Here is a 20,613-nt window from a genome sequence, read left to right as displayed (position 1 = left end):
TGACTAGGATGGTGCCACGCCTACGAAGGGACACGGACCCCATGACCGACATGGCCATCCGCTACCGCGGAGTGAGCAAGGTCTATCCGGACGGCACCGCAGCGGTGGACAACCTGGACCTGGACGTTCCCGCCGGATCCCTCACGGTGTTCGTGGGCCCCTCCGGCTGCGGCAAGACCACGTCCCTGCGCATGCTGAACCGCATGGTGGAGCCCACCTCGGGCGTGGTGGAGGTCAACGGCCGGGACGTCTCGAGCATCCCCGCCGCCCAGCTGCGCCGCTCCATGGGCTACGTGATGCAGCAGTCCGGTCTGATGCCCCACAGGACGGTGGAGGACAACATCGCCACCGTGCCCCGGCTGAACGGGGTGTCCAAGCGGGAGGCCCGCGCGAACGCCCGCGAGCTGCTCGGCTCGGTGGGCCTGGACGAGTCCCTGGCCACCCGGTATCCGGCCCAGCTCTCCGGCGGGCAGCAGCAACGCGTGGGAGTTGCCCGCGCGCTTGCCGCGGACCCGCCCGTGCTCCTCATGGACGAGCCGTTCTCCGCGGTGGACCCGGTGGTGCGCCAGGACCTGCAGCGTGAGCTGCTGGATCTGCAGCAGCGGCTGCACCGCACCATCGTGTTCGTGACCCACGACATCGACGAGGCCATCCTGCTGGGTAACCGCGTGGCGGTCTTCGCCCGCGGTGGCCGCCTGGCCCAGTACGCGACCCCCGAGGAGCTGCTGCGTGCTCCCGCGGACGACTTCGTGGCGGACTTCATCGGCCGGGACCGCGGTTTCCGCTCCCTGAGCTTCGAGAATGCCCCCGTGGACCTGCAGCCCGTCACGGTGCTGAACGCGGACACCGGTGAGCGCACCGTCGTGGGCCCGGGCAGCGCGAACCCGGCCCCGTGGCAGGGAGCGGGCGCCGCGGCGTCGTCGGGCTGGGTGCTTGCCGTGGACGCGCGCCACCACCCCGTGGGCTGGTTGCCCGTGGACGAGCGCGGCGAGGCCGCCGGACGCGAGGAGCTGCGGGTGGGCGGCACCCTGTGGCACCGCGGGGACTCGTTGCGCACCGCGCTCGACGCCGCGCTGTCCTCCCCCTCCGGGCAGGCCGTGGCGGTCTCGGAGGACGGCGCAGTGGCCGGTGTGGTCCCCGGCGAGGACGTGATGCGCGCGATCGAGGCGCAGCGCGCGGCACGCCACGACCGGGTGGAGAGCGCGTGAACTGGCTGGCGAACAACTGGTCCTCGGTGCTGGAGCTCGCGGGCTCGCACCTGGTGCAGTCGGTGGTCCCGGTGGTCATCGGTCTGCTCGTCAGTGTGCCGCTCGCCCGCGCGGCCGCCGGGAGCAGGTGGCTGCGCCCCGTGCTCGTCACCGGCTCCTCGCTGCTCTACACCATCCCCTCCCTCACCCTGTTCGTGGTGCTGCCCCTGATCCTGGGCACGCAGATCACGTCCGTGGGCAACGTGGTCGTGGCGCTGACCCTGTACGTGGTCGCCATCCTGGTGCGCTCGTGCGTGGACGCCTTCGAGTCGCTGGACCGGGACGTCCTGCAGGCCGCCACGGCCATGGGGTACAAGCCGGTCCGCCGCTTCTTCGGCGTGGAGCTGCCGCTCGCGGTGCCCGTGATGGTCGCGGGGCTGCGCGTGGCCACGGTCTCCAACATCTCCATGGTCTCGGTGGGTGCCGTGATCGGCATCCAGTCCCTGGGCACCCTGTTCACGGACGGGCTGCGCCGCTCGATCATCTCCGAGATCGTGGTGGGCATCGTGGCCACCGTGGTGATCGCCGTGGTGCTGGACCAGCTGCTGCGTCTGCTCGGTCACGCGCTGACCCGCTGGCAGCGCACGGGGGCCGGCGCCCGGCGTCCGGCCGAGCGGCGTCGTGACAAGAACGGGCCCGGCGGTGCGCGCGGTGGTGCCGGTGCCCTGGCCACCGTGGAATCGGGAGGTGCCCCCGCATGAACCTCTTCGCACAGGCCGCCCAGTTCCTGACCGACCCGGCCAACTGGGCCGGCCCCACGGGGATTCCCGTGCGCCTGCTCGAGCACGTGGGCTACAGCGCGCTGACCATGGCGATCGCCCTGGTGGTCGCCGTCCCGCTGGGGCTCTGGGTGGGCCACACCGGCCGCGGCGGGGGCGTGGTCGTGGGTCTGGCGGGGGCGCTGCGCTCCCTGCCCACCCTGGGTCTGCTCACGCTGTTCACCCTGCTCATGGGGCTGGGCCTCATGCCACCCATCCTGGCGCTCGTGCTGCTGGCCATTCCTCCCATCCTCTCCGGGACGTACTCCGGGATCGCGGCGGTGTCCCCGGCGCTGGTGGACTCCGCGCGCTCGATGGGCATGACGGAGTCCCAGACCCTCTTGCGCGTGGAGATCCCCGTGGCGCTGCCCGTGATCCTGGGCGGGATCCGCAACGCCGCACTGCAGGTGCTCGCGACCGTGACCATCGTGGCCTACATCAACCTGGGCGGCCTGGGCCGCTACCTGATCGACGGGCTCGCGGTGCGGGACTACTCGCGCATGCTCGCGTCCGTGGTGCTCGTGGCCGTTCTCGCGCTCGCCGCGGACGCCGTTCTCGCGCTCTTCCAACGCCTGGTGACCTCGCCGGGTCTCACACTGACAGGAGATCGACCATGACATCGCAGCACTCCTCCCTGCGCGCCTCCTGGCGCCCCGCGGCCCGGGTGGCCGCGGCCGCCACGGCCGTGTTCGCCCTCACCGCGTGCGGTGGCGGCTCGGATCCCCTCGCGGACAAGAACGACGACGCCTCGGGCGGCTCCTCGGACACGGTCACCGTGGGCTCGGCGGACTTCCCCGAGTCGCAGGTGGTGGCGGAGCTCTACGCCGGGGTGCTGCGGGACGCCGGGGTCCAGGTGGAGACCAACCCGGGGATCGGAGCGCGCGAGGCGTACGTGGGCGCGGTCAAGGACGGTTCCGTGGACGTGGTTCCGGACTACTCCGGCAATCTGCTGCTGTTCGCGGACAAGAACGCCACGGCTGCTTCTGCGCAGGACATCATGAAGGCGCTGCCCGAGAAGCTCAAGAGCCAGGACCTCTCGGTGCTGAAGGCCTCCCAGGCCGAGGACAAGGACGCGCTGGTGGTCACCCAGGCCACCGCGGACAAGTACGGGCTGAAGTCCGTGGCGGACCTCTCCTCCGTGTGCAAGGACCTGGTCATGGCGGGTCCGCCCGAGTTCCAGGAGCGCGCCTACGGCACGAGCGGGCTGAAGCAGAAGTACGACTGCTCCTTCAAGTCCTTCCAGCCCATCAACGACGGCGGCGGCCCCCTCACCGTGCAGGCCCTCACCAAGGGGGACGCGCAGGTGGCGGACATCTTCACCACCACCCCGGCCATCCAGGACGAGAAGCTCGTGGTGCTGGACGATCCGAAGAACAACTTCATCGCCCAGCAGGTGCTGCCGCTCACGGCTCCGGACCGGTTGCCCCGGAACGCCGTGGACGCGCTCGACAAGTTCTCCGGCAAGCTCACCACGCAGGACCTGATCGACCTCAACCGCAAGGTCAGCGGGCACGAGCAGCAGAACCCCGCGGACGCCGCGAAGCAGTGGCTCACGGACCACGGGTACGGCAAGGCCTCCTGAGTCCGCCCGCGCCCGGAACGCCCGGCGGCTCCCCGAACCGGGGAACCGCCGGGCGTTCTTCACGTCCCGTTCACCTGAGGGCGTGCGGAGGCCCGTGCGCAGCGGTGTGCACAGGGTTCTCCACAGACCGTGGGGATATCCGCAGCACGGCGCTGACCTGCGGAAACGGGGGCATCGCCCCATGTGGCGCCGCGGCCGCCCACCCCTCTTTCCACACCTGTGGATAACTCTGTGCACAAGCTGTGCAGTGAACGGCAGGTGCCCCCGCGGTCATGTGCACGCCACCTTCGCACTGTCGGAGGTACACGGATACAGGGTGGGCGCCGGGTGTCCCCGAGAGCGAGGAATAACGCTGTCACATAACTGTCCCCCTAAGTGGGGGTGCGTACACCCGAAGGGGTGGGCACTCGCTCTTGTCCACAGCCTTTGTCCACAGGCGTGGATAAGTTACACGGCTGTCGTCCCCGGTGCCGACCGGACGATTGTTCGGTATTCCTGCACGTCACGCGGCATTCTACGGCGCGCAGGGCCACGATGGCCAGTCACTGTCGAAGACGTGTTCGAATCATGCACAGGTTTCTCCACTCCTGTGGATAACTCTTGTCCACCGGCTGTGCACGAGTCACGTCCCCCGAGCGGGGTGAAGATTCTTCCCCTTTGCATAAGACTGAAAGCACTGGTTACTTGCGTGCAAGGGCCGCTCGGTGGGACGAGCGGCTTGGGGAGAAGCACGCGTCTAGGGGGAAAAATGTCAGTTCGGATAGCCCAGATGAAGAACACCGGCCACGGTTTCAGCCTGCTCGCGGAGCAGGAGGTTCCGGTGAGCCGGGAGCAGTTCGACGAGTTGGTCGGCCGGCCAGAGGCCATGGGGCGCTGGTTCGGGGTCACGTTCCACTGGCCCACGTGCCTGGAAACGCCGCTGGAGGTGGGGGCAGCACTGGAGTTCACGCCCTCCGGAGGGGTGTTGCCGTGCGAATTCATCATGATCGTGGCGGACCGTGTCCCCGGCGAATCGCTCCTGCTGCGAACCACCAAGGGGACCGTGGACGTCACGGCGGAGTTCACGTGGCGCAGCGTGGACGGTGGCGTACTGGTGCGGTTGCGCAACGAGGTGCGGATGCGGGGCGCGCTGTGGTGGCGGTGTCCCCTGACCCGGGCACTGGTCCGACGTGCCGTCACCAGGGGGCTGGAATGCATGCGCGAGGACGTGCTCGGCCGCGCGGGTACGGCCGCCGCCCGGGAGACTCGGCTCGGGGCGCGCCACGAGGTGACGCACCGGCCGGGAGGGTCGCCCCGAACGCAGCCGGTCGCCTCGTGCACCGGGGTGCCCCGGTTGCGCCGCCCCCAGAGCGCCTGAGGGGACCATTCGATCCGTCGGCAGCGCGAGGCTCCTCGGCGCCCGCATCACCTGGGCGCCGAGGCGCCGTGCTTCGTGACGGGGCCGCCACCCGGGCGCAGCGTGCGCTCCATGCGCAGCACCCGTACGCGGTAGTCCATGCCGGGCACGTCGAAGTCCACGGCCCCGCGGGGTGTGTAGCCGAGGCCCGCGTAGAACGGTTCGAGCACGGGGTTGGACTCGTCACAGTCCAGCCGGGAGATCGAGCGCCCCGAAGCCGCGATGGCGCGTTCCGCCACGCGGATCAGCCGCGTTCCGGTTCCGGTGCCGCGCAGGGCACGGTCCACGGCCACGCCGTGGATGTACCCGGCGGGCTCGGGCTGCTCGCCCCAGATGGGCAGGTCCTCCCAGGTCACGCGGACGCTCGCGAGGACGCGCTCGGGTTCCCGGGGGTCCGTCATGACCCACCACTCGCCCCGGGTGATCTCCTGCTCCACGTGCTGCTGGGCGAACTCCCCCTCGCGCCACTGGTCGATGCCGCGAGCCTGCATCCAGCGCGCCAGGGCGTCTCGCAGCTCCACGACGCCCCGTGCGTGGTGGGGCTCCGCGGGCAGGATCTCCAGCGTGCTCGGGTCCACGGTGACGCCGGGGGCGAGGTGCGGGACGGGGCGGGCGGCGTCGTCGGCTGGCATGCCCCGAGACTAGGGCAGACGCGTCCCCGGGGAGACGCGGTGTGACGGAACGTGACGGGACGCCCGGCACCGTACGCCGGTGGCTGAACGTCCTTGACCCGCGGAACGGGAGCGTTGGACAGTGGAGCCATCACGCCCGCAACTGGAAGGATGCTCCACCATGGCTGAGAAGTTCACTCTCCCCGACCTCCCGTACGACTACGCCGCCCTCGAGCCCCACATCTCGGCGCAGATCATGCAGCTGCACCATGACAAGCACCACAACACCTACGTGACCGGTGCGAACACCGCGCTCGAGAAGATGGAGGAGGCCCGCGCCAACGGTGACGCCGCCGGTGCCGCCAAACTCTCCAAGGACCTGCAGTTCAACCTGGGTGGTCACATCAACCACTCCATCTTCTGGAAGAACCTGTCCCCCGAGGGCGGCGACAAGCCCACTGGTGAGCTCGCCGCGGCGATCGACGAGTTCTTCGGCTCCTTCGAGGGCTTCCGTGACCAGTTCACGGCCGTGGCCACCACCATCCAGGGTTCCGGCTGGGCGATCCTCGCGTACGAGCCCATCGCCGGCAACCTGGTGATCGAGCAGATGTACGACCAGCAGAACGGTGTGCCCGTGGCCACCATCCCGCTGCTGCAGCTGGACATGTGGGAGCACGCCTTCTACCTGGACTACCAGAACGTCAAGGCGGACTACGTCAAGGCCTTCTGGAACATCGTCAACTGGGCGGACGTCACCGAGCGCTTCGAGAAGGCGCGCGCCGGGGCCAAGTCCCTCATCTGATCACCCATGTGATCACCGCGTGACGCCCCGCTCGGCGCGGTGCCACGCTCCCAGAGACCCCGCTCCGGCCCCTGCCGGGCGGGGTCTCGTGCTTCCCGGCGGGGACGACGACGCTGCGCGGCCGGCTGGGTTGCCCGGCGTCGCCGCACCGCCCGGGGCCGCAGCTTCGTGCCGGAGACGGCCGGCGTCGTCGTCCCGTGCCGGCCCCGGACTGCCGTCCCCCTCACGACCCAGAGGAGAACCACCCATGAGCACCCCGCGCTTCCTGGTGACCCAGGAGATCCCCGAGCCCGGACCGAGCATCCTGCGTGAGGCCGGGGAGGTGGACGTGCGCCACGGTATGAGTGCCGCGCAGCTGGAGGAGGCGGTCACGAGCGGGGACTACGACGTGGTGCTCGCCCAGGTCTCGGACCGTTTCGACGCCTCCCTGCTGGCGCGGGCCAGGATCAGGGGGATCGCGAACTACGCGGTGGGTTACAACAACGTGGACGTTCCAGTCGCGGCGGAGCACGGGATCGCGGTGGGCAACACCCCGGACGTGCTCGACGACGCCACGGCGAACGTCGCCGTGCTCCTGCTCCTGGGTGCCGCCCGACGGGCCCACGAGGCGTCCGGGTACCTGCGCGGCGGGCACTTCACGGGGCTGCGGCCGGACCTGCTCGTGGGCCAGGACGTCACGGGTGCCACCCTCGGGATCGCCGGGATGGGCCGGATCGGCAAGGCGGTGGCCCGGCGCGCGCTCGGGTTCGGCATGAAGGTTGTGTTCACCCAGCGTCCCCCGCAGGACCGCGAGGTCACGGCGGATGAGCTCGGGGACCTCGCCGGACGCGTGACCCAGGTGCCGTGGGACGAGCTGGTGCGCGAGAGCGACTACCTCTCGCTGCACGTGCCGCTCACGGAGAGCACCACGCACCTGGTGGACGCCGAGGTGCTGCGCGCCATGAAGCCCACCGCGGTGCTCGTGAACACCGCGCGCGGGCCCGTGGTGGACGAGAAGGCCCTGGTGCAGGCCCTGCGCGAGGGGGAGATCTTCGCCGCGGGCCTGGACGTGTTCGAGCACGAGCCCGCCGTGGAGCCCGGTCTGCTGGAGCTGCCCAACGCGTTCCTGCTCCCGCACGTGGGCTCCGCGGAGGCCGGCACCCGGGCGGGCATGGCCCGGATGGCCGCGGAGAACGCCGTCGCCATGGCCCGCGGGGAGCGTCCGCCGTACCCGGTGGGTGCCTAGCTGCAGGAGGGCGTGATCCCACGATCATGATCTCGTGAACACACGATCGCGGGACCCGGTGAACGATCCTCAGAACGGCGAAACCCTGTGGGACGGGCGGTTGAGCACGCAGTACGGGCAGGTGTACCTGGTGTGGGGCCCGGACCCCACCCCGCCGATGAACCCCGAAGAGGTCTTTGCCCAGCAGGTCAACGGGGACGTGCGCCCGTGGAGGCCGCCATGGCCGCTGTGGTGAGGGCATTCAAGGGCCACCCCGTCTGAGGTGAGGCCCACAGGGCGAGAGGGAGCCGCTCAGAGGCCATCGAGCGGCGCCGTTGCGGCTGGGTTCCCGGCGCCACATTCCCGGCGTCCCCGTGTCCTCACCCTTCACGGCCCCGGGGTTGCGTACGTTGGGCAGATCACACGTCCGCCGCAGCCGTCAGAACGGAAACCGCCATGTCCTCCTCCGCGCCCAGCGCCCGCCCGAAAGGCTCCGGGACCAGGGGAACAGGTGTCCTGCTCCGTGTCCTGAACTGGATCGAGTGGCTGGGCAACAAGCTCCCGGACCCGTTCTGGCTGTTCCTGATGCTCGCGGGCATCGTGCTGCTGCTGAGCTGGATCCTCTCCGCCGTGGGGCTCAGCGCCGTGAATCCCGCCACCGGCGAGACCGTGGCGGTCACCAATCTGCTGGCCCCGGACGGTCTGCGCAAGATGGTGTCCGAGTCCGTCACCAACTTCGTGGAGTTCCCGCCGCTGGGCCTGGTGATCGTGGTGCTGCTGGGCGTGGCTGTGGCCGAGCAGTCCGGCATGCTCTCCGCCGCCCTGCGCGGTTCCGTGGCACGGGTGGGGCCCAAGTGGCTCACGTTCGTGCTCGCGCTGACCGGGATCACCGGATCCATCGCCTCGGACGCCATGTACGTGGTGCTCATCCCCCTGGGCGCGCTCGCGTTCAAGGCCGCCGGGCGCTCGCCGGTGGTGGGCCTGATCGTCGCGTTCACCTCCGTGGCGGCGGGCTTCAACGCGTCCCTGCTGCCCACGGCGTCCGACGCCCTGCTGGGTGGCATCACCACCGCGGCGGCCGGGCTGATCGACAAGAGCGTGCTGGTCACCCCGGTGTCCAACTACTTCTTCACGTTCGTCTCCTCCCTGGTGCTCGCCGCGATCATCACCCTGGTGACCGAGGCCGTGCTCTCCAAGCGCGGGGAGGCGCTCGCCGAGGACACGGACACCAAGCAGCAGGACATGGGCGACTTCAACGACATGCGCCTGAAGCCCCGCGAGAAGCGCGGCCTGCGCAACTCCGGGATCGCGTTCCTGATCATGCTGGCCATCTACCTGGCCCTGCTGCTCATCCCCGGCTCGCCCCTGCGCGCGGAGGACGGCTCCATCCTGATGTCCCCGCTGCTGCTCAACGTGGGCATCGTGATCGCCATCGTGTTCGCCGTGGTGGGCTGGGTCTACGGCCGCGCCGCCGGGACCATGACCACCGCGCGCGAGGTGCCCGAGGCCATGGCCAAGGGGCTCGCCGGGGTCACGCCCGTGCTCGTGCTGTTCTTCGCGGCCGCGCAGTTCACCGCGTACTTCCAGTGGTCCGGCATCGGCCCGGTGCTCGCCGTCTACGGCGCGGACTTCATCGGCTCCCTGGGGCTGAGCCCCGTGCTCACGTTCGCGGGCATCGTGGTGATCGTGGCCGTGATGAACCTGCTCATCACTTCCGGCTCCGCCCAGTGGACCCTGCTGGCGCCGGTGATGGTCCCCATGCTCATGCTGCTCAACGTCTCCCCGGAGATGACCCAGGCGCTGTTCCGCATCGGCGACTCCCCCACCAACGTGATCAGTCCCGTGAGCCCGTACTTCGCGCTCGTGCTCGGCTACCTGCGCCGCTACCAGAAGGAGGCCGGCGTGGGCACGCTCATCTCGCTGGTGCTCCCGGTCTCGATCGCCATGCTGGTGGGCTGGTTCCTGCTCTTCGTGGTCTGGTACCTGCTGGGCCTGCCGCTGGGGCCGCAGGACCTCTGACGCCCCGCACCACGCAGAACGGCGCCCCTCCCCGCACAGGGGAGGGGCGCCGTCCGTCGGTCACCGGTGGGAACCGGGCCGGGGCAGGGGGCTCAGTCCGAAGACTTCACGGTGAGCTTGTCCCCGGAGACGGTCACCGTGCCCGAGCTGTAGATGCTCGAGGTGGTGTCCTTGTCCTTCCACTTGGGAGACTTCTCCTCGTCCCACTGCTCGTTGTACTGGTAGTCCAGCCGCACCTTGCCGGACTTGGAGGTGGAGTAGGAGATCTCGTCGCTCGTCTCCGAGGGGGAGGACACCGAGTACGTGGGATAGCGCTCGATGGTCCACGAGGGGTTCTGGTAGTCCTTCTTGTCCCCGAAGATCGAGTACTCGAACGGGCAGCCCTGCGGCTCGAAGTCCGCGCTCTTGGCGCACGTGTCCAGCTTGGCGTTGAGCTGCTTGGTCAGGTCCTGCTCCAGCGCGGGGGTGAAGGACCGGCTGAAGGCCATGCTCGACTCCATCGACTGCGCCCCGGCGCGGATCTCCGCCACCTGCTTGCCGCCGTAGGTCACGTACTTGCCCGGGGAGGCCACGCCCACGGCGTAGTCGCCCGGGAGCACGGTGAACTGCTGGGTGTGGGTGCCGTTCTGCGTGTCCACCGTGATCTTCTGGTCGTTCACGGTCAGCTCGCCCACTCCCGCGGGGATCTCCACGCTGAACGTCTGGTACAGCGGCACCCCGGCGGCGTCGTCCACGCGCCAGGACTTGAACAGCCCGTTGCGGGAGTCGCTGACCATGGGCACGTCCACGGGGGTGGTCACACCGTCCTGGGTGACGTTCGCGTGGACCGTGGCGTGGTCTCCGTTGATCTCCGTGTCCTTGACCTCGTAGGAAGAGATCCGGTTCTGGGCCGCGCCGTAGACCCCGTCCGTGAGCAGCGCGCGCTGGCCGGTGTTCACGTTGGGGTTCGCCGCGTCCGTCACCGCGGAGGCCTTGCCGTTCTGCACGGACTGCAGCAGCTCCTCGGCCTGGTTGTCCGGGCCGAACACGGTGCGGCTCAGGATGGAGAACACCACCGCGGCCACCACACCCAGCAGGACCAGTGCGCCCACGATGATCGCGATCAGCCGGATCCGCTTCTTCTTCGCCGGATCCATGGGCGTGCGCTGCACGGGCAGGCTCGCGGTGGACGTGGGGTCGTCGTAGCTTGGCAGCGTCCGGGTCTGCTCGCCCGCGGCAGGTGCCGCGGGGACCTCCTGCTGCGCGCTCACGGTCTCATCGGCCGGGTACTGCCCGGGCGACGTCGCCCGCTGCGGTTCCTGGGCCGGGGCACGGTGCGCGGTGGCCGCGGCCACCCCGGCGCCGCCCATCGCGGCGGCGGAGGCCACCACGGCGGCGCGGTTGCGGGCCCGGTCCGATCCGCGCAGTGCGCGGGTCAGGGGAGCGGGCAGGGAGTGCATGAACGCGGGGGCCACGAAACGGGCCAGGAGCTCGATGACCACGCCCCACAGCAGGAACACCAGGCAGGTCCAGCCGGCCGGGCGGACGCTGAAGGCCGCAGCGCTCGCGCGGCCGCCGTCCTCCGCCATGTAGCCGCCCACGTTCAGCAGCCACATGAGCAGCAGGCCCAGCAGGAAGTAGGTCACGGGCAGCACCGCCCACGCGAACGGGTTGCGGGCCACCCGCTGGTCCAGGGGACGCACGTGGGCCCATGCGAGGGCCGCGCACACCACGGAGAGGACGGCGAGCAGGATGCACAGGACCACGGCCCACGGGGGCACGGCGCCGTCCGTCCACAGGTACGCCGCGTGGGAGCGGCCCGTGAGGTCGGCCCAGGAGGCAGCCGCGCCGCCCGTGTACATCGCCGACAGCAGGGACAGCACGAGCAGCCACCCCACGGCCAGGGGCAGCCACAGCAGTGCGGAGAAGCCGGCCGCGGCGCCGCCCTGGACGAACGCGGTGATCAGCAGCCCGAGCCCGGCCACCGCGCCGAACACCGCGACCTGCACCGCCACGGGGCGCAGCACCTGCAGCAGGCCGGGAGCGGTGCGCTCCGCACCGGTCACCACACGGCCGGGGGAGGTCTGGGTGGAGCGGGCGTTGAACGCGGCGGCTGTGGTGAGCAGGCCCACCACGAACAGCACCGGGAACAGCAGCCCACCCACCGCGGTCACGCGCAGCTGGACGTTCGAGTAGAACACGGGGATGTCCATGCGCAGCACCGTGAGAGCGGTGAGGATCAGCGCCACGGCACCCCAGGTGAGGCCCGCCACCGCGGCCATGACCCACTGCACCGCGCGGGTCTCCACGCGCATGCGGGTGGAGAGCTTGCGGGCCAGGAACCAGGCCGTGAGGATGCCGCACGCGAGGGCGAAGTACTGGGGCACGGTGATGCCCGCAGAGCCACCGTCCTCCCCGAAGCTCATGACCACGCGCAGCGGCACGAGCGCGGCCATGGCGGCGAGCTGGAACGGGACGGAGAGGATCATCCCGATTCCGGAGGTGTCCGCGTCCACCCCGGTGGTGTCCTTGATCTGTTCGTTGAACTGGTCGGTCACACTTCCGGAGGAGTCGTCCGCGATCGCCAGGCCCAGCACGCTCAGCAGCAGGGCAATGGCCGTGCCCACCAGCATGCCCGCGTAGCCGCCCAGCCCGGCGACCACGGGGACCCACCAGTGGCGCCCGGTCATGCTCGCCAGCGCGGCGGGCGGTGTGTAGGCCGGAGCGCCGGGCTGCCCGGCGGCCGCGGCGCCCGGTGTCTCGGTGGCCCGGGTGGGAGCACCGGAGGGGTCGGTGTCCGTGACGGGCGGCATGGCGCAGGTCTCCTCCGCGCCGCCGGTGGTGCGGGTGCTCTGCTCGGGGTGGTGCGCCGCGCCGTCAGCGGCGGGAACACCTCCGACGGTGTTCTTCTCCGGTTCTCGGGACTCGCCCGCCGGATCGTGCGCCGATGAAGGCATGGTGGTCTCTCCCCTGGGGTGGTCAGCCAATGCCCAGGATGGAACCTGGGTAAATCCTGGATATCAGAGGGGAGCACCTGATTGGGGGAGGACACCGCCTTCAGGGAGACAATTCTTTGAACATGTCTGCACCGCGACGTCGGTGGAGGGGAGCCTTCAGGAGAGGGACCCCGAGAGCCGGACTCGCAGCCGGCGACTCTCGGGGTTGAGATTCACCACCTCCACCCGCGTGCCGTGCCGCTGGTACTTCTGCACCACGGAGTCCAGTGCCGCCACGGTGGAGGCATCCCAGATGTGCGAGTCCGCGAAGTCGATCACCACCCGCTGCGGATCCTCCGCGTACCGGAACTGGGCGTAGAGGTCGTTGGAGGAGGCGAAGAACAGTGCGCCGTGCACGCGGTAGGTGGCCACTGCGGCGTCGTCGTCCAGGGAGCGCTCCACGGAGACCACGTGGGCCACGCGCCGCGCGAAGGCGATGACCGCGGCGAGGACGCCCGCGGCGACCCCCAGTGCCAGGTTGTGGGTGCCGACCGTGACGGCCACGGTCACGAGCATGACCGTCGTTTCGGACAGTGGCATCCGCCGCAGGGTGGAGGGGCGGACGGACTGCCAGTCGAAGGTGGCCCATGCCACGAAGATCATGATGGCCGCCAGCGCGGCCATGGGGACGGTTCCCACCACGTCCCCCAGGAGCACCACGAACACCAGCAGGAAGAGGCCGGAGAGGAACGTGGAGATCCGTGTGCGCGCCCCGGAGGAGCGCACGTTGATCATGGTCTGCCCGATCATTCCGCAGCCGCCCATGGTGCCGAAGAGGGCGCTCACCATGTTGCCCACGCCCTGGCCCCATGTCTCGCGGGTCTTGGAGGAGGGGGTGTCCGTGATGTCGTCCACCAGCTTGGCCGTCATCAGAGACTCCATGATGCCCACCACCGCCATGGTGAGGGCATAGGGGGTCAGGATCCGCAGGGTGTCCCAGGTGAGAGGAACGGAGGGGAGGACCAGGTGAGGCCATGCACTGGGGAGCTGCCCCTTGTCCGTCACGGAGGGAACGTGCCAGCCCAGCAGCAGCACCGCGGGAGTGAGTACCAGGATGGCCACGAGCGGAGCGGGCACGGCGGTGGTGAACCGGGGCAGTCCGAAGACGATCAGCAGGGCCACGGCCGCCACGGGGTAGACAGCCCACGGCACACCGATCAGCTCCTGCAGCTGCGGCACGAAGAGCAGGATGCCGAGGGCGTTGACGAATCCGACCATGACCGCCCGGGGAACGAAGCGCATGACGCGGGCGAACCCCAGAGCGCCGAGCACCACCTGGAAAACCCCGGCCAGCAGCACGGCGGCCACCAGGTGGTCCACTCCGTGGGAGGCGACCAGCGGGGCCATGACCAGCGCGGTTGCGCCGGTGGCCGCGGAGATCATGGCGGGGCGGCCGCCGGTGAGCGCGAGCGTCATGGCCATGATCGCGGCCGCGAACAGTCCCACCTGCGGATCCACACCGGCGATCACGGAGAACGCAATGGCCTCGGGAATCAGGGCCAGGCCCACCACGAGGGCACCCAGCACTTCCACCCTGAGCCACGCCGGTGTGCGGAGCGTGCGCAGCACGGACTGGCGTTGGACAGGGCTGACGGGCGGCGTGGCGACAGTGGTGGACACGGTGCTCCTGGGGATCGAACGGAGGGACGGAGTCCTGACCAGCCGCCATTCCGGCGCCGTCGCCGTGTGGCGGTCGAGAAGGGACGTTCGAGGTTACCCGCTCAGGCCGGGCGCGGTCCCTCCGAACCGGCGGGGTACTCCTGCAGAGGGGCGCACGTGTCGTAGGCGTGCTGGATGAGGTTGATGATCCGCCAGCCCTCCTCGGTGGCGTCCGCGCGCACCGTGAAGGTGGGGTCCCCGTCCAGGATCCAGCGCATCACGGAGCCGTACGCGGTGAGCCCGGGCTCCGGCACGCCGCTGGAGAGGGTGAGCCGGTTCATCCCGCGCGAGTCGAAGGGGCTGCCCACGTTGGTCTCCAGCTGCACGTGCTCCTCCTCGAAACCCACGGTGAGCGCGTTGGGGGCGGTGGGGTGCGGCCAGCCGGCGTACTCGTGCGGCGGGCGGCGGAAGGTCACGCGGATGTGCTGGGCGGGATTGCCGATCGCCTTGCCCGACCGCAGTGTCACGGGCACGCCGTTCCAGCGCCACGTGTCCACCTCCAGGGTGACCTGCACGAACGTCTCGGTCTCCCGGTTCGGGTCCACGTCCTGCTCCCGCGCGTAGTCGGGCACCTCGTGCCCGCCCACGGTCCCGGCGGTGTAGCGGCCGCGGACCACCGGGGTGATGCCCGGGTGCTCGGCGGCGTGCGTCGCGGATTCCTCGTCCCACAGCCGTGTGGCCCGCAGGATGTGCGCGGTGTTCGCGGGCACCTCCACGGCGTCGAAGCGCGAAGGCGGGTCCATCATGGTCAGCGCCATGACCTGCAGCAGGTGGGACTGCAGCATGTCCCGAGCGGCACCCGTGGAGTCGTAGAACTCGCCGCGGCCCTCCAGCGCGAGGGTCTCGTCGAAGACGATCTCGATGGACTCGATGTGCCGCCGGTCCCACACGGGCTCGAACAGCCGGTTGGCGAAGCGCAGCCCCACGATGTCCAGCACACCGGGCATCCCCAGGAAGTGGTCCACGCGGAACGTGTGCTCCTCGTCCACCAGCTGCGCCACCTGCGCGTTGAGTGCCCGCGCGGAGTCCAGGTCCGTGCCCACGGGCTTCTCCAGGGCCAGGTAGAGGTCCTCGGGCAGGGAGTCCAGCTCGGCCAGGGCCGCGCACGCCTTCTTGGTGATGGCCGGGGCCAGGGCGAAGTACAGACAGACCGGGCCCACGACGTCGCCCAGCAGCTTCTCGAGGTCCGCCGCCTCGGTGACGTCGCACGAGACCCAGCGCGTGTTCTCCCGTGCGTGCTCCACGGCGGGGCCGGTGGCGTCCACGGACGCGAACGCCTTGGCGACGGTGTCCTCCCAGGTCTCCGCGCGCACGTCGTCGTCCGGGCCGAGCGGACCCGGGAAGTCGTCCCGGGCGGAGCCGATGACCGTGATCTCCCGCTCGGGCTGCATGGCGAGCAGGGAGCCCAGCCCCGGGAGCAGGAGGCGCGCGGTGAGGTCACCGGAGGCGCCGAGAATCACAAGGGTCCTGATGTTGTCCATGGGATCAGGGTAGGGGGTGGAAAGGGGGTGCGGGCTGCGCAGGTAACGCCCCACCACGCCCCCGCGTGCTCCGCGGGGGCAACCGTGATGACGAGCCCCGGCCTGCGCACCCGAGGGCGGGATGGGGCACCCGGCAGAGGGGGAGTCCGAGCACACTGGCACTCCCCCACTCTCCGCGGTGATCGACCCGGGTGCAGAACACCTCCGGTGTGCTGCGGGTCCAAGCCTCTGGCTGCTTCCGCAGCGGGGGAGGCGTGCTCATACTGGGGCATGAGTGTCCTGCATTCGACGACCGCTGGCCGGGGCGAGCCCGTCGTGCTGATTCACGGGCTGGGCCACCGGCACCAGGTGTGGCGGGCGCTGACAGAACGTCTTGTTCCCGAGGGCATGCGGGTCATCTCGATCGACCTGCCAGGACACGGGCTGTCCAGCAGGTCGTGGCTGCCGTGGTCGTACTCGATCGACGCGACCGTCTCCCGGATCGTGGAGACGATGGACTCTCTCGGTGTGGAGCGGCCCCACCTGGTGGGCAACTCGCTGGGGGGCCTCATTGTTCTGGAGCTTGCCGCGCGCGGGTACGGGCGCAGCGTCACCGCGCTCGCTCCGGCCGGCTTCTCTCCCCCGCTCCACCTGCTCAAAGCAGGCGCGGCTCTGCTGGCAAACCGGATCAACTTCGCCCGCAGCCCTTTCGCCACCTCGGCAGCCGACGACGCCGACCGCCCCCTGTCCACCAGTTCACCCGGGGACCGCACCAGTTTCGTCCGGCGCCTGCGCTCGCTGCACAGCTGGGCAGGTTTCGCAGGATTCCTCCCTCAAGCCTTCGTCGCGCGCTTCCACGATGAGCTGACGGTCCCGGCCACCGTGGCATGGGGTGATCGCGACCTCATTCTCGACTCGGGCGGTCTGCGCCGAGCGGCGGCAAGGACACCGGGCATCGCATGGGTCGAGCTCGAGAACTGCGGGCACTTCCCCATGATCGACGTGCCGGACGAGACGGCCCGCCTGGTCATGTGGACCGTTCGGCGCGCATCCGGCCAGCCGCGTCCCGTCCGGGACGGACGGAGCTCTCCTCCGGGACCCCGCGACGGTCGCAGGGGCTCTCCTCCAGCGTGAGTCCGGGTCACGGCACCCTCGGATGGGTTGCCCCCGGTCTCACCAGTGGCGCGATGCGAGGACGGGCGAGGTCCACCGCGTGCAGTGGGTGCGGAAGCCAGCCGCCGTGGTGCTTGAATGGCCCGCATGAGCACCCCCTTGGAGGACTACGCCCTGCTGGCCGATCTGCACACGGGACCGCTGGTCTCGCGGGAGGGCAGCATCGACTGGCTGTGCTTCCCGCGCTTCGACTCTCCCGCCGTGTTCTGCGCGCTGCTGGGGGACGAGGACAACGGCCGCTGGAAGCTCAGCGCGGTGGACGGGGAGGTGGTCTCCCGCCGGTACGTCCCGGAGACGTTCATCCTGGAGACCGAGTGGCAGACCCCCACGGGCCGGGTGCTCGTCACGGACTTCCTGCCGCCCAGCGACGACCACGCGGACCTCGTGCGGCGCGTGAAGTGTCTCGAGGGCACCGTGGAGGTGGAGCACGACCTGCGGATCCGCTTCGACTACGGGCGCATCACGCCGTGGGTGCGCCGCGTGGACCTGGACAGCCACTCCAACGGGGACGACTGCGCGCACATGCAGGACTCACCCTCCGAGCCGCACCCGGTGGGCACCAGCCACGCCCCGCACGCGGCGGACGGGACGCGGGGAGCGACGTCGTCCGCGCACGACCCGGAGACCGGCACCCGGGAGGCTGGGGCCGCCGCCGGGGACACACCCGCCGAGGACGGGGCGGAAGAGCCCCGCGCCGCGCACTGGTACCGCCACTTCCGGGAGCGCGTGCACCGCGCCGCGCGCGAGGCGCGCTCCGGGGAGACGGACGGGAAGGGGCTGCTCGCCGTCGCCGGCCCGGACGCGCTGCTGCTCACGGGCCCGCAGCTGCAGCCCTACCAGCTGGGCCGGGACGGTGAGGACGTGGCGGTGGACCACGACGCCGCCCACGGACCGGGCGCGGACATCCGCGTGCTGGAGGGCCTGCGCCGGGGCCACCGTGGCACGTTCCGCATGCAGGCCGGCGAGCAGCTGGACTGGGTGCTCACGTGGAGCGAGTCCTACCGCGAGCTGCTGGTGCCCGCGGATCCCGACCGCGCGCAGCAGGCCACCCACACCTTCTGGACCGACTGGGCCTCCGCGGTGGACTGCGACGGCGAGTACCACGAGATCATCAAGCGCTCCCTGCTGGTGCTGCGCGCCCTGACCCACTCCGAGACCGGGGGGATCGTGGCGGCGCCCACGGCCGCTCTGCCGGAGGACTTCGGGGGCGAGCGCAACTGGGACTACCGCTACACGTGGTTGCGGGACGCCGCGCTGACCATCGGGGCGCTCGTGAAGCGCGGCCACCAGCACGGCGCGCTGCTGTGGCGGGACTGGCTGCTGCGGGCGGTCGCCGGGAACCCGGACCAGCTGAAGATCCTCTACGGCGTGGACGGGCGCCGCAACATCACCGAGTCCGAGCTGGACCACCTGAGCGGCTACGAGGGCTCCCGTCCGGTGCGGATCGGCAACGGCGCGGAGGACCAGTACCAGGCGGATGTGGCCGGTGAGGTCATGATGGCCCTGGCCACCCTGCGGGACGCGGGCCAGGAGGAGAACGACTACTCGTGGGGGCTGCAGTGCAACCTCATGTCCTTCTGCGAGCTCCACATGGACACCCCGGACAACGGGATCTGGGAGATGCGCGGGGAGCCGCAGTTCTTCACCCACGGGCGCGTGATGATGTGGACCGCGTTCAACGAGGGCCTGCGGGCGGTGCGCGAGCACGGCCTCGCGGGGGACGTGGAGCGCTGGACCCGGCTGCGGGACCGGCTGCACACCGAGATCTGGGAGAAGGGCTACAACCAGGAGTTGGGCATCTTCACCCAGACCTACGGCGGCACCGAGGTGGACGCGTCCCTGCTGCAGCTGCCCCACACGGGCTTCATCGCCCCGGACCACCCGGCGATGCTGCGCACCGTGGAGCGGATCGAACGCGATCTGCAGGTGGAGCACGGGCAGCTGCGCCGGTACCGCACCGCCGCGGGCGGGCAGTCCGCGGACGGGCTCTCCGGCGAGGAGGCGCCGTTCGTGATCTGCACCTTCTGGCTCGTGGAGCAGTACGCGCGCTGCGGCCGGGTCCAGGACGCCGCGCAGCTCATGCGCACCACGGTGGGTTTCGCCTCGGACCTCGGTCTGCTCTCCGAGGAGTACGACGTCGCACGGGGGCGGCTCGCGGGCAACTTCCCCCAGGCGTTCAGCCACCTGGGGCTCATCCGCGCCGCGGACGCCCTGGAGGAGGCACGCCGCGGGGACAGGTGAACCCGGTGCGACCCGGTGGCACGGTGCTGCGAGGGGACCTGGGGCGGTGTGGCCCGGTGACCCTGTGCGGGGCGGAGAGGCCGGAGCTGGGCGCAGCGGCGTCGTCGTCCCCGAACGCGGGTGCACCGGGCCGAGGGCACCGGGGATGGCGGCCGTGAGCGCTGGGCACCAGACGCAGGAGAGGCCCACCCCGAGCGGGGTGGGCCTCTCCCGTCAGCGCGGCGGTGCGGCGTTCGGTGAGCTCCGCCGTGCCGCGCCGCACGCTCTCACGGACCACCCGGCGGTCTGAGACCGGGGGCCGTGGGAGAACCGGTCAGCGGCCGCCGGTGAGCACCGTGGTGTTCAGCATGAGGTTCGGGGACCCGTTGACGTAGTCGATGGTGTTGGGCGTGGCGCTGTTCTTGAGGGCGCGCTCCACCTCACCGACACTCGCGTTGGGGTGCTGCTGCAGGTACAGGGCTGCCGCGCCCGCCACGTGGGGAGTGGCCATGGAGGTGCCGGAGATCGTGTTGGTCCCCGAGTCGCTGGACGGCCATGCGGAGGTGATGTCCGTGCCGGGGGCCAGGATGTCCACGCACGAGCCCCAGTTGGAGAACTCGGAGAGCTGGTCCCGGCGGTCCGTGGATCCCACGGTGATGCCGGCGCTCGCGCGCGCCGGGGAGAAGTTGCACGCGTTCTCGTAGTCGTTGCCCGCCGCGACCAGGGGCACCACGCCGGCGCGGGACATCCGCCCGATGGCGTTGTCGAGAGCCGCGGAGGTGTCGCCGCCCAGGCTCATGTTCGCCACGGAGGGGCCCTGCGCATTGGAGGAGACCCAGTCCATGCCGGCCACGATTCCCGCGGTGGAGCCTACGCCGTCGCAGCCCAGCACACGCACGGGGACCACTTTCGCGGACTTCGCCACGCCGTACTTGGTGCCCGCCGTGGTGCCGGCCACGTGCGTGCCGTGGCCGTTGCAGTCGCTGCTGCCTCGGCCGTCATCGACGGCCGTGACACCGGGATCAATGCGACCCCGGAACTCCGAGTGGGAGGCCCGCACGCCGGTGTCGATGATGAACGCGGTGACTCCCTGGCCCGTGGCGTTGTAGGAGTAGGAGCCGTTGAGCGGCAGGTCCTTCTGGTCGGAACGGTCCAGGCCCCAGGTGGCGCCGGACTGCGTGGCGCTCGCGCGGACCGTCTTGTTCTTCTCCACCACGGCCACGCCGGGATCGGCGTCCAGGGCCTTGACCTGGGCGGGGGTGAGGTCAGCGGTGAAGCCGCCGATGTTCTTGAACTGCTGCTTGACCTTCACGCCCTTGGACTGCCACTTGGCGGTCTGCTTCTGGGTGGTGCTGGCCACGGCGGACTTGGCGGCAGCGCTGGTGGTGGCGCCGGAGGCCGAGGCCGGCAGCTCCAGCATGACCACGTACTCGCCGCCGGTGACGTCCAGGACCTTGGCCTGCTGGTTGATGGTGCTGCTCGCCGGCGCGGGGGCGGGGGCCGGGGT

16 protein-coding genes are annotated in these 20,613 nt (G+C 70.6%); 11 read left to right on the top strand and 5 right to left on the bottom strand.

What is annotated here, in order from left to right; translation table 11 throughout:
• The first annotated feature begins 41 nt into the window (after positions 1-41).
• The 5 genes from CWC38_RS04360 to CWC38_RS04340 all read left to right on the top strand — a co-directional run bounded on the left by CWC38_RS04360 (position 42) and on the right by CWC38_RS04340 (position 4,944).
• Entirely contained in the window at positions 42-1,208 is a 1,167-nt protein-coding gene (locus CWC38_RS04360; RefSeq protein ID WP_121845602.1) for an ABC transporter ATP-binding protein, read from the top strand.
• Entirely contained in the window at positions 1,205-1,948 is a 744-nt protein-coding gene (locus tag CWC38_RS04355; RefSeq protein WP_121845601.1) for an ABC transporter permease, read from the top strand. The genes CWC38_RS04360 and CWC38_RS04355 overlap by 4 nt, the downstream gene beginning before the upstream one ends.
• Complete coding sequence (locus CWC38_RS04350) at positions 1,945-2,622, top strand: ABC transporter permease (RefSeq protein ID WP_121845600.1); 678 nt, start codon at positions 1,945-1,947, stop codon at positions 2,620-2,622. The genes CWC38_RS04355 and CWC38_RS04350 overlap by 4 nt, the downstream gene beginning before the upstream one ends.
• Positions 2,619-3,587: an ABC transporter substrate-binding protein gene (locus tag CWC38_RS04345; RefSeq protein WP_121845599.1), complete on the top strand. Its 969-nt coding sequence runs from the start codon at positions 2,619-2,621 to the stop codon at positions 3,585-3,587. Before CWC38_RS04350 ends, CWC38_RS04345 begins: the two co-directional genes overlap by 4 nt.
• Before the next feature lie 769 nt (positions 3,588-4,356).
• The gene (locus CWC38_RS04340) at positions 4,357-4,944 is read left to right on the top strand and encodes an SRPBCC family protein (RefSeq protein ID WP_124106141.1); all 588 of its coding nucleotides are present in this window, start codon (positions 4,357-4,359) and stop codon (positions 4,942-4,944) included.
• A gap of 47 nt (positions 4,945-4,991) precedes the next feature.
• Here the strand turns inward: CWC38_RS04340 and CWC38_RS04335 are convergent, their stop codons facing one another.
• Entirely contained in the window at positions 4,992-5,615 is a 624-nt protein-coding gene (locus CWC38_RS04335; RefSeq protein ID WP_121845597.1) for a GNAT family N-acetyltransferase, read from the bottom strand.
• A 160-nt stretch (positions 5,616-5,775) separates the two neighbouring features.
• Here CWC38_RS04335 and CWC38_RS04330 point away from each other — a divergent pair, with 160 nt between their 5' ends.
• From CWC38_RS04330 to CWC38_RS04320, 4 genes are all read left to right on the top strand, one after another.
• Positions 5,776-6,396 carry a superoxide dismutase gene (locus tag CWC38_RS04330; RefSeq protein ID WP_121845596.1) on the top strand — a complete coding sequence of 207 codons (621 nt, stop codon included), beginning with the start codon at positions 5,776-5,778 and terminating at the stop codon, positions 6,394-6,396.
• Positions 6,397-6,643: 247 nt separating this feature from the next.
• Positions 6,644-7,621, top strand: coding sequence for a 2-hydroxyacid dehydrogenase (locus CWC38_RS04325; protein ID WP_121845595.1), 978 nt, complete (start codon positions 6,644-6,646; stop codon positions 7,619-7,621).
• Positions 7,622-7,655: 34 nt separating this feature from the next.
• Positions 7,656-7,856, top strand: coding sequence for a hypothetical protein (locus tag CWC38_RS12015; RefSeq protein ID WP_124106140.1), 201 nt, complete (start codon positions 7,656-7,658; stop codon positions 7,854-7,856).
• A 200-nt stretch (positions 7,857-8,056) separates the two neighbouring features.
• A complete protein-coding gene (locus tag CWC38_RS04320) occupies positions 8,057-9,619 on the top strand; it encodes an AbgT family transporter (protein ID WP_121845594.1) in 1,563 nt (520 codons plus the stop codon).
• Between the two features lie 92 nt (positions 9,620-9,711).
• Here CWC38_RS04320 and CWC38_RS04315 read toward each other — a convergent pair whose 3' ends face one another.
• The 3 genes from CWC38_RS04315 to CWC38_RS04305 all read right to left on the bottom strand — a co-directional run bounded on the left by CWC38_RS04315 (position 9,712) and on the right by CWC38_RS04305 (position 15,734).
• Positions 9,712-12,555: a DMT family transporter gene (locus CWC38_RS04315; RefSeq protein WP_121845593.1), complete on the bottom strand. Its 2,844-nt coding sequence runs from the start codon at positions 12,553-12,555 to the stop codon at positions 9,712-9,714.
• A gap of 156 nt (positions 12,556-12,711) precedes the next feature.
• A complete protein-coding gene (locus tag CWC38_RS04310) occupies positions 12,712-14,214 on the bottom strand; it encodes a SulP family inorganic anion transporter (RefSeq protein ID WP_121845592.1) in 1,503 nt (500 codons plus the stop codon).
• A 101-nt stretch (positions 14,215-14,315) separates the two neighbouring features.
• The gene (locus tag CWC38_RS04305) at positions 14,316-15,734 is read right to left on the bottom strand and encodes a glucose-6-phosphate dehydrogenase (protein WP_121845591.1); all 1,419 of its coding nucleotides are present in this window, start codon (positions 15,732-15,734) and stop codon (positions 14,316-14,318) included.
• 270 nt (positions 15,735-16,004) lie between these two features.
• Between CWC38_RS04305 and CWC38_RS04300 the strand changes: the two genes are divergently transcribed.
• Positions 16,005-16,847: an alpha/beta fold hydrolase gene (locus CWC38_RS04300; protein WP_165860338.1), complete on the top strand. Its 843-nt coding sequence runs from the start codon at positions 16,005-16,007 to the stop codon at positions 16,845-16,847.
• Between the two features lie 126 nt (positions 16,848-16,973).
• Positions 16,974-19,127 (top strand): glycoside hydrolase family 15 protein, encoded by a 2,154-nt coding sequence (locus CWC38_RS04295; protein ID WP_240625045.1) that lies wholly within the window; start codon positions 16,974-16,976, stop codon positions 19,125-19,127.
• 313 nt (positions 19,128-19,440) lie between these two features.
• On the opposite strand, the gene CWC38_RS04290 is transcribed toward CWC38_RS04295, so the two are convergent.
• A partial coding sequence (locus CWC38_RS04290; RefSeq protein WP_133306230.1) for a S8 family peptidase occupies positions 19,441-20,613 on the bottom strand: 1,173 nt, incomplete at its 5' end.

This window comes from Kocuria tytonicola, assembly GCF_003687455.1.
Taxonomy (GTDB): Bacteria; Actinomycetota; Actinomycetes; order Actinomycetales; family Micrococcaceae; genus Kocuria; species Kocuria tytonicola.
Note: the sequence above shows the minus strand (reverse complement) of the source record. Positions and strands in the feature narration are given on the sequence as shown.

Coding starts and splice junctions, on each gene's coding strand:
- CWC38_RS04360 (WP_121845602.1), top strand. CDS start 42: ATGACCGACATGGCCATCCGCTACCGCGGAGTGAGCAAGGTCTATCCG.
- CWC38_RS04350 (WP_121845600.1), top strand. CDS start 1,945: ATGAACCTCTTCGCACAGGCCGCCCAGTTCCTGACCGACCCGGCCAAC.
- CWC38_RS04345 (WP_121845599.1), top strand. CDS start 2,619: ATGACATCGCAGCACTCCTCCCTGCGCGCCTCCTGGCGCCCCGCGGCC.
- CWC38_RS04340 (WP_124106141.1), top strand. CDS start 4,357: ATGAAGAACACCGGCCACGGTTTCAGCCTGCTCGCGGAGCAGGAGGTT.
- CWC38_RS04335 (WP_121845597.1), bottom strand. CDS start 5,615: ATGCCAGCCGACGACGCCGCCCGCCCCGTCCCGCACCTCGCCCCCGGC.
- CWC38_RS04330 (WP_121845596.1), top strand. CDS start 5,776: ATGGCTGAGAAGTTCACTCTCCCCGACCTCCCGTACGACTACGCCGCC.
- CWC38_RS04325 (WP_121845595.1), top strand. CDS start 6,644: ATGAGCACCCCGCGCTTCCTGGTGACCCAGGAGATCCCCGAGCCCGGA.
- CWC38_RS04320 (WP_121845594.1), top strand. CDS start 8,057: ATGTCCTCCTCCGCGCCCAGCGCCCGCCCGAAAGGCTCCGGGACCAGG.
- CWC38_RS04315 (WP_121845593.1), bottom strand. CDS start 12,555: ATGCCTTCATCGGCGCACGATCCGGCGGGCGAGTCCCGAGAACCGGAG.
- CWC38_RS04305 (WP_121845591.1), bottom strand. CDS start 15,734: ATGGACAACATCAGGACCCTTGTGATTCTCGGCGCCTCCGGTGACCTC.
- CWC38_RS04300 (WP_165860338.1), top strand. CDS start 16,005: ATGAGTGTCCTGCATTCGACGACCGCTGGCCGGGGCGAGCCCGTCGTG.
- CWC38_RS04295 (WP_240625045.1), top strand. CDS start 16,974: ATGAGCACCCCCTTGGAGGACTACGCCCTGCTGGCCGATCTGCACACG.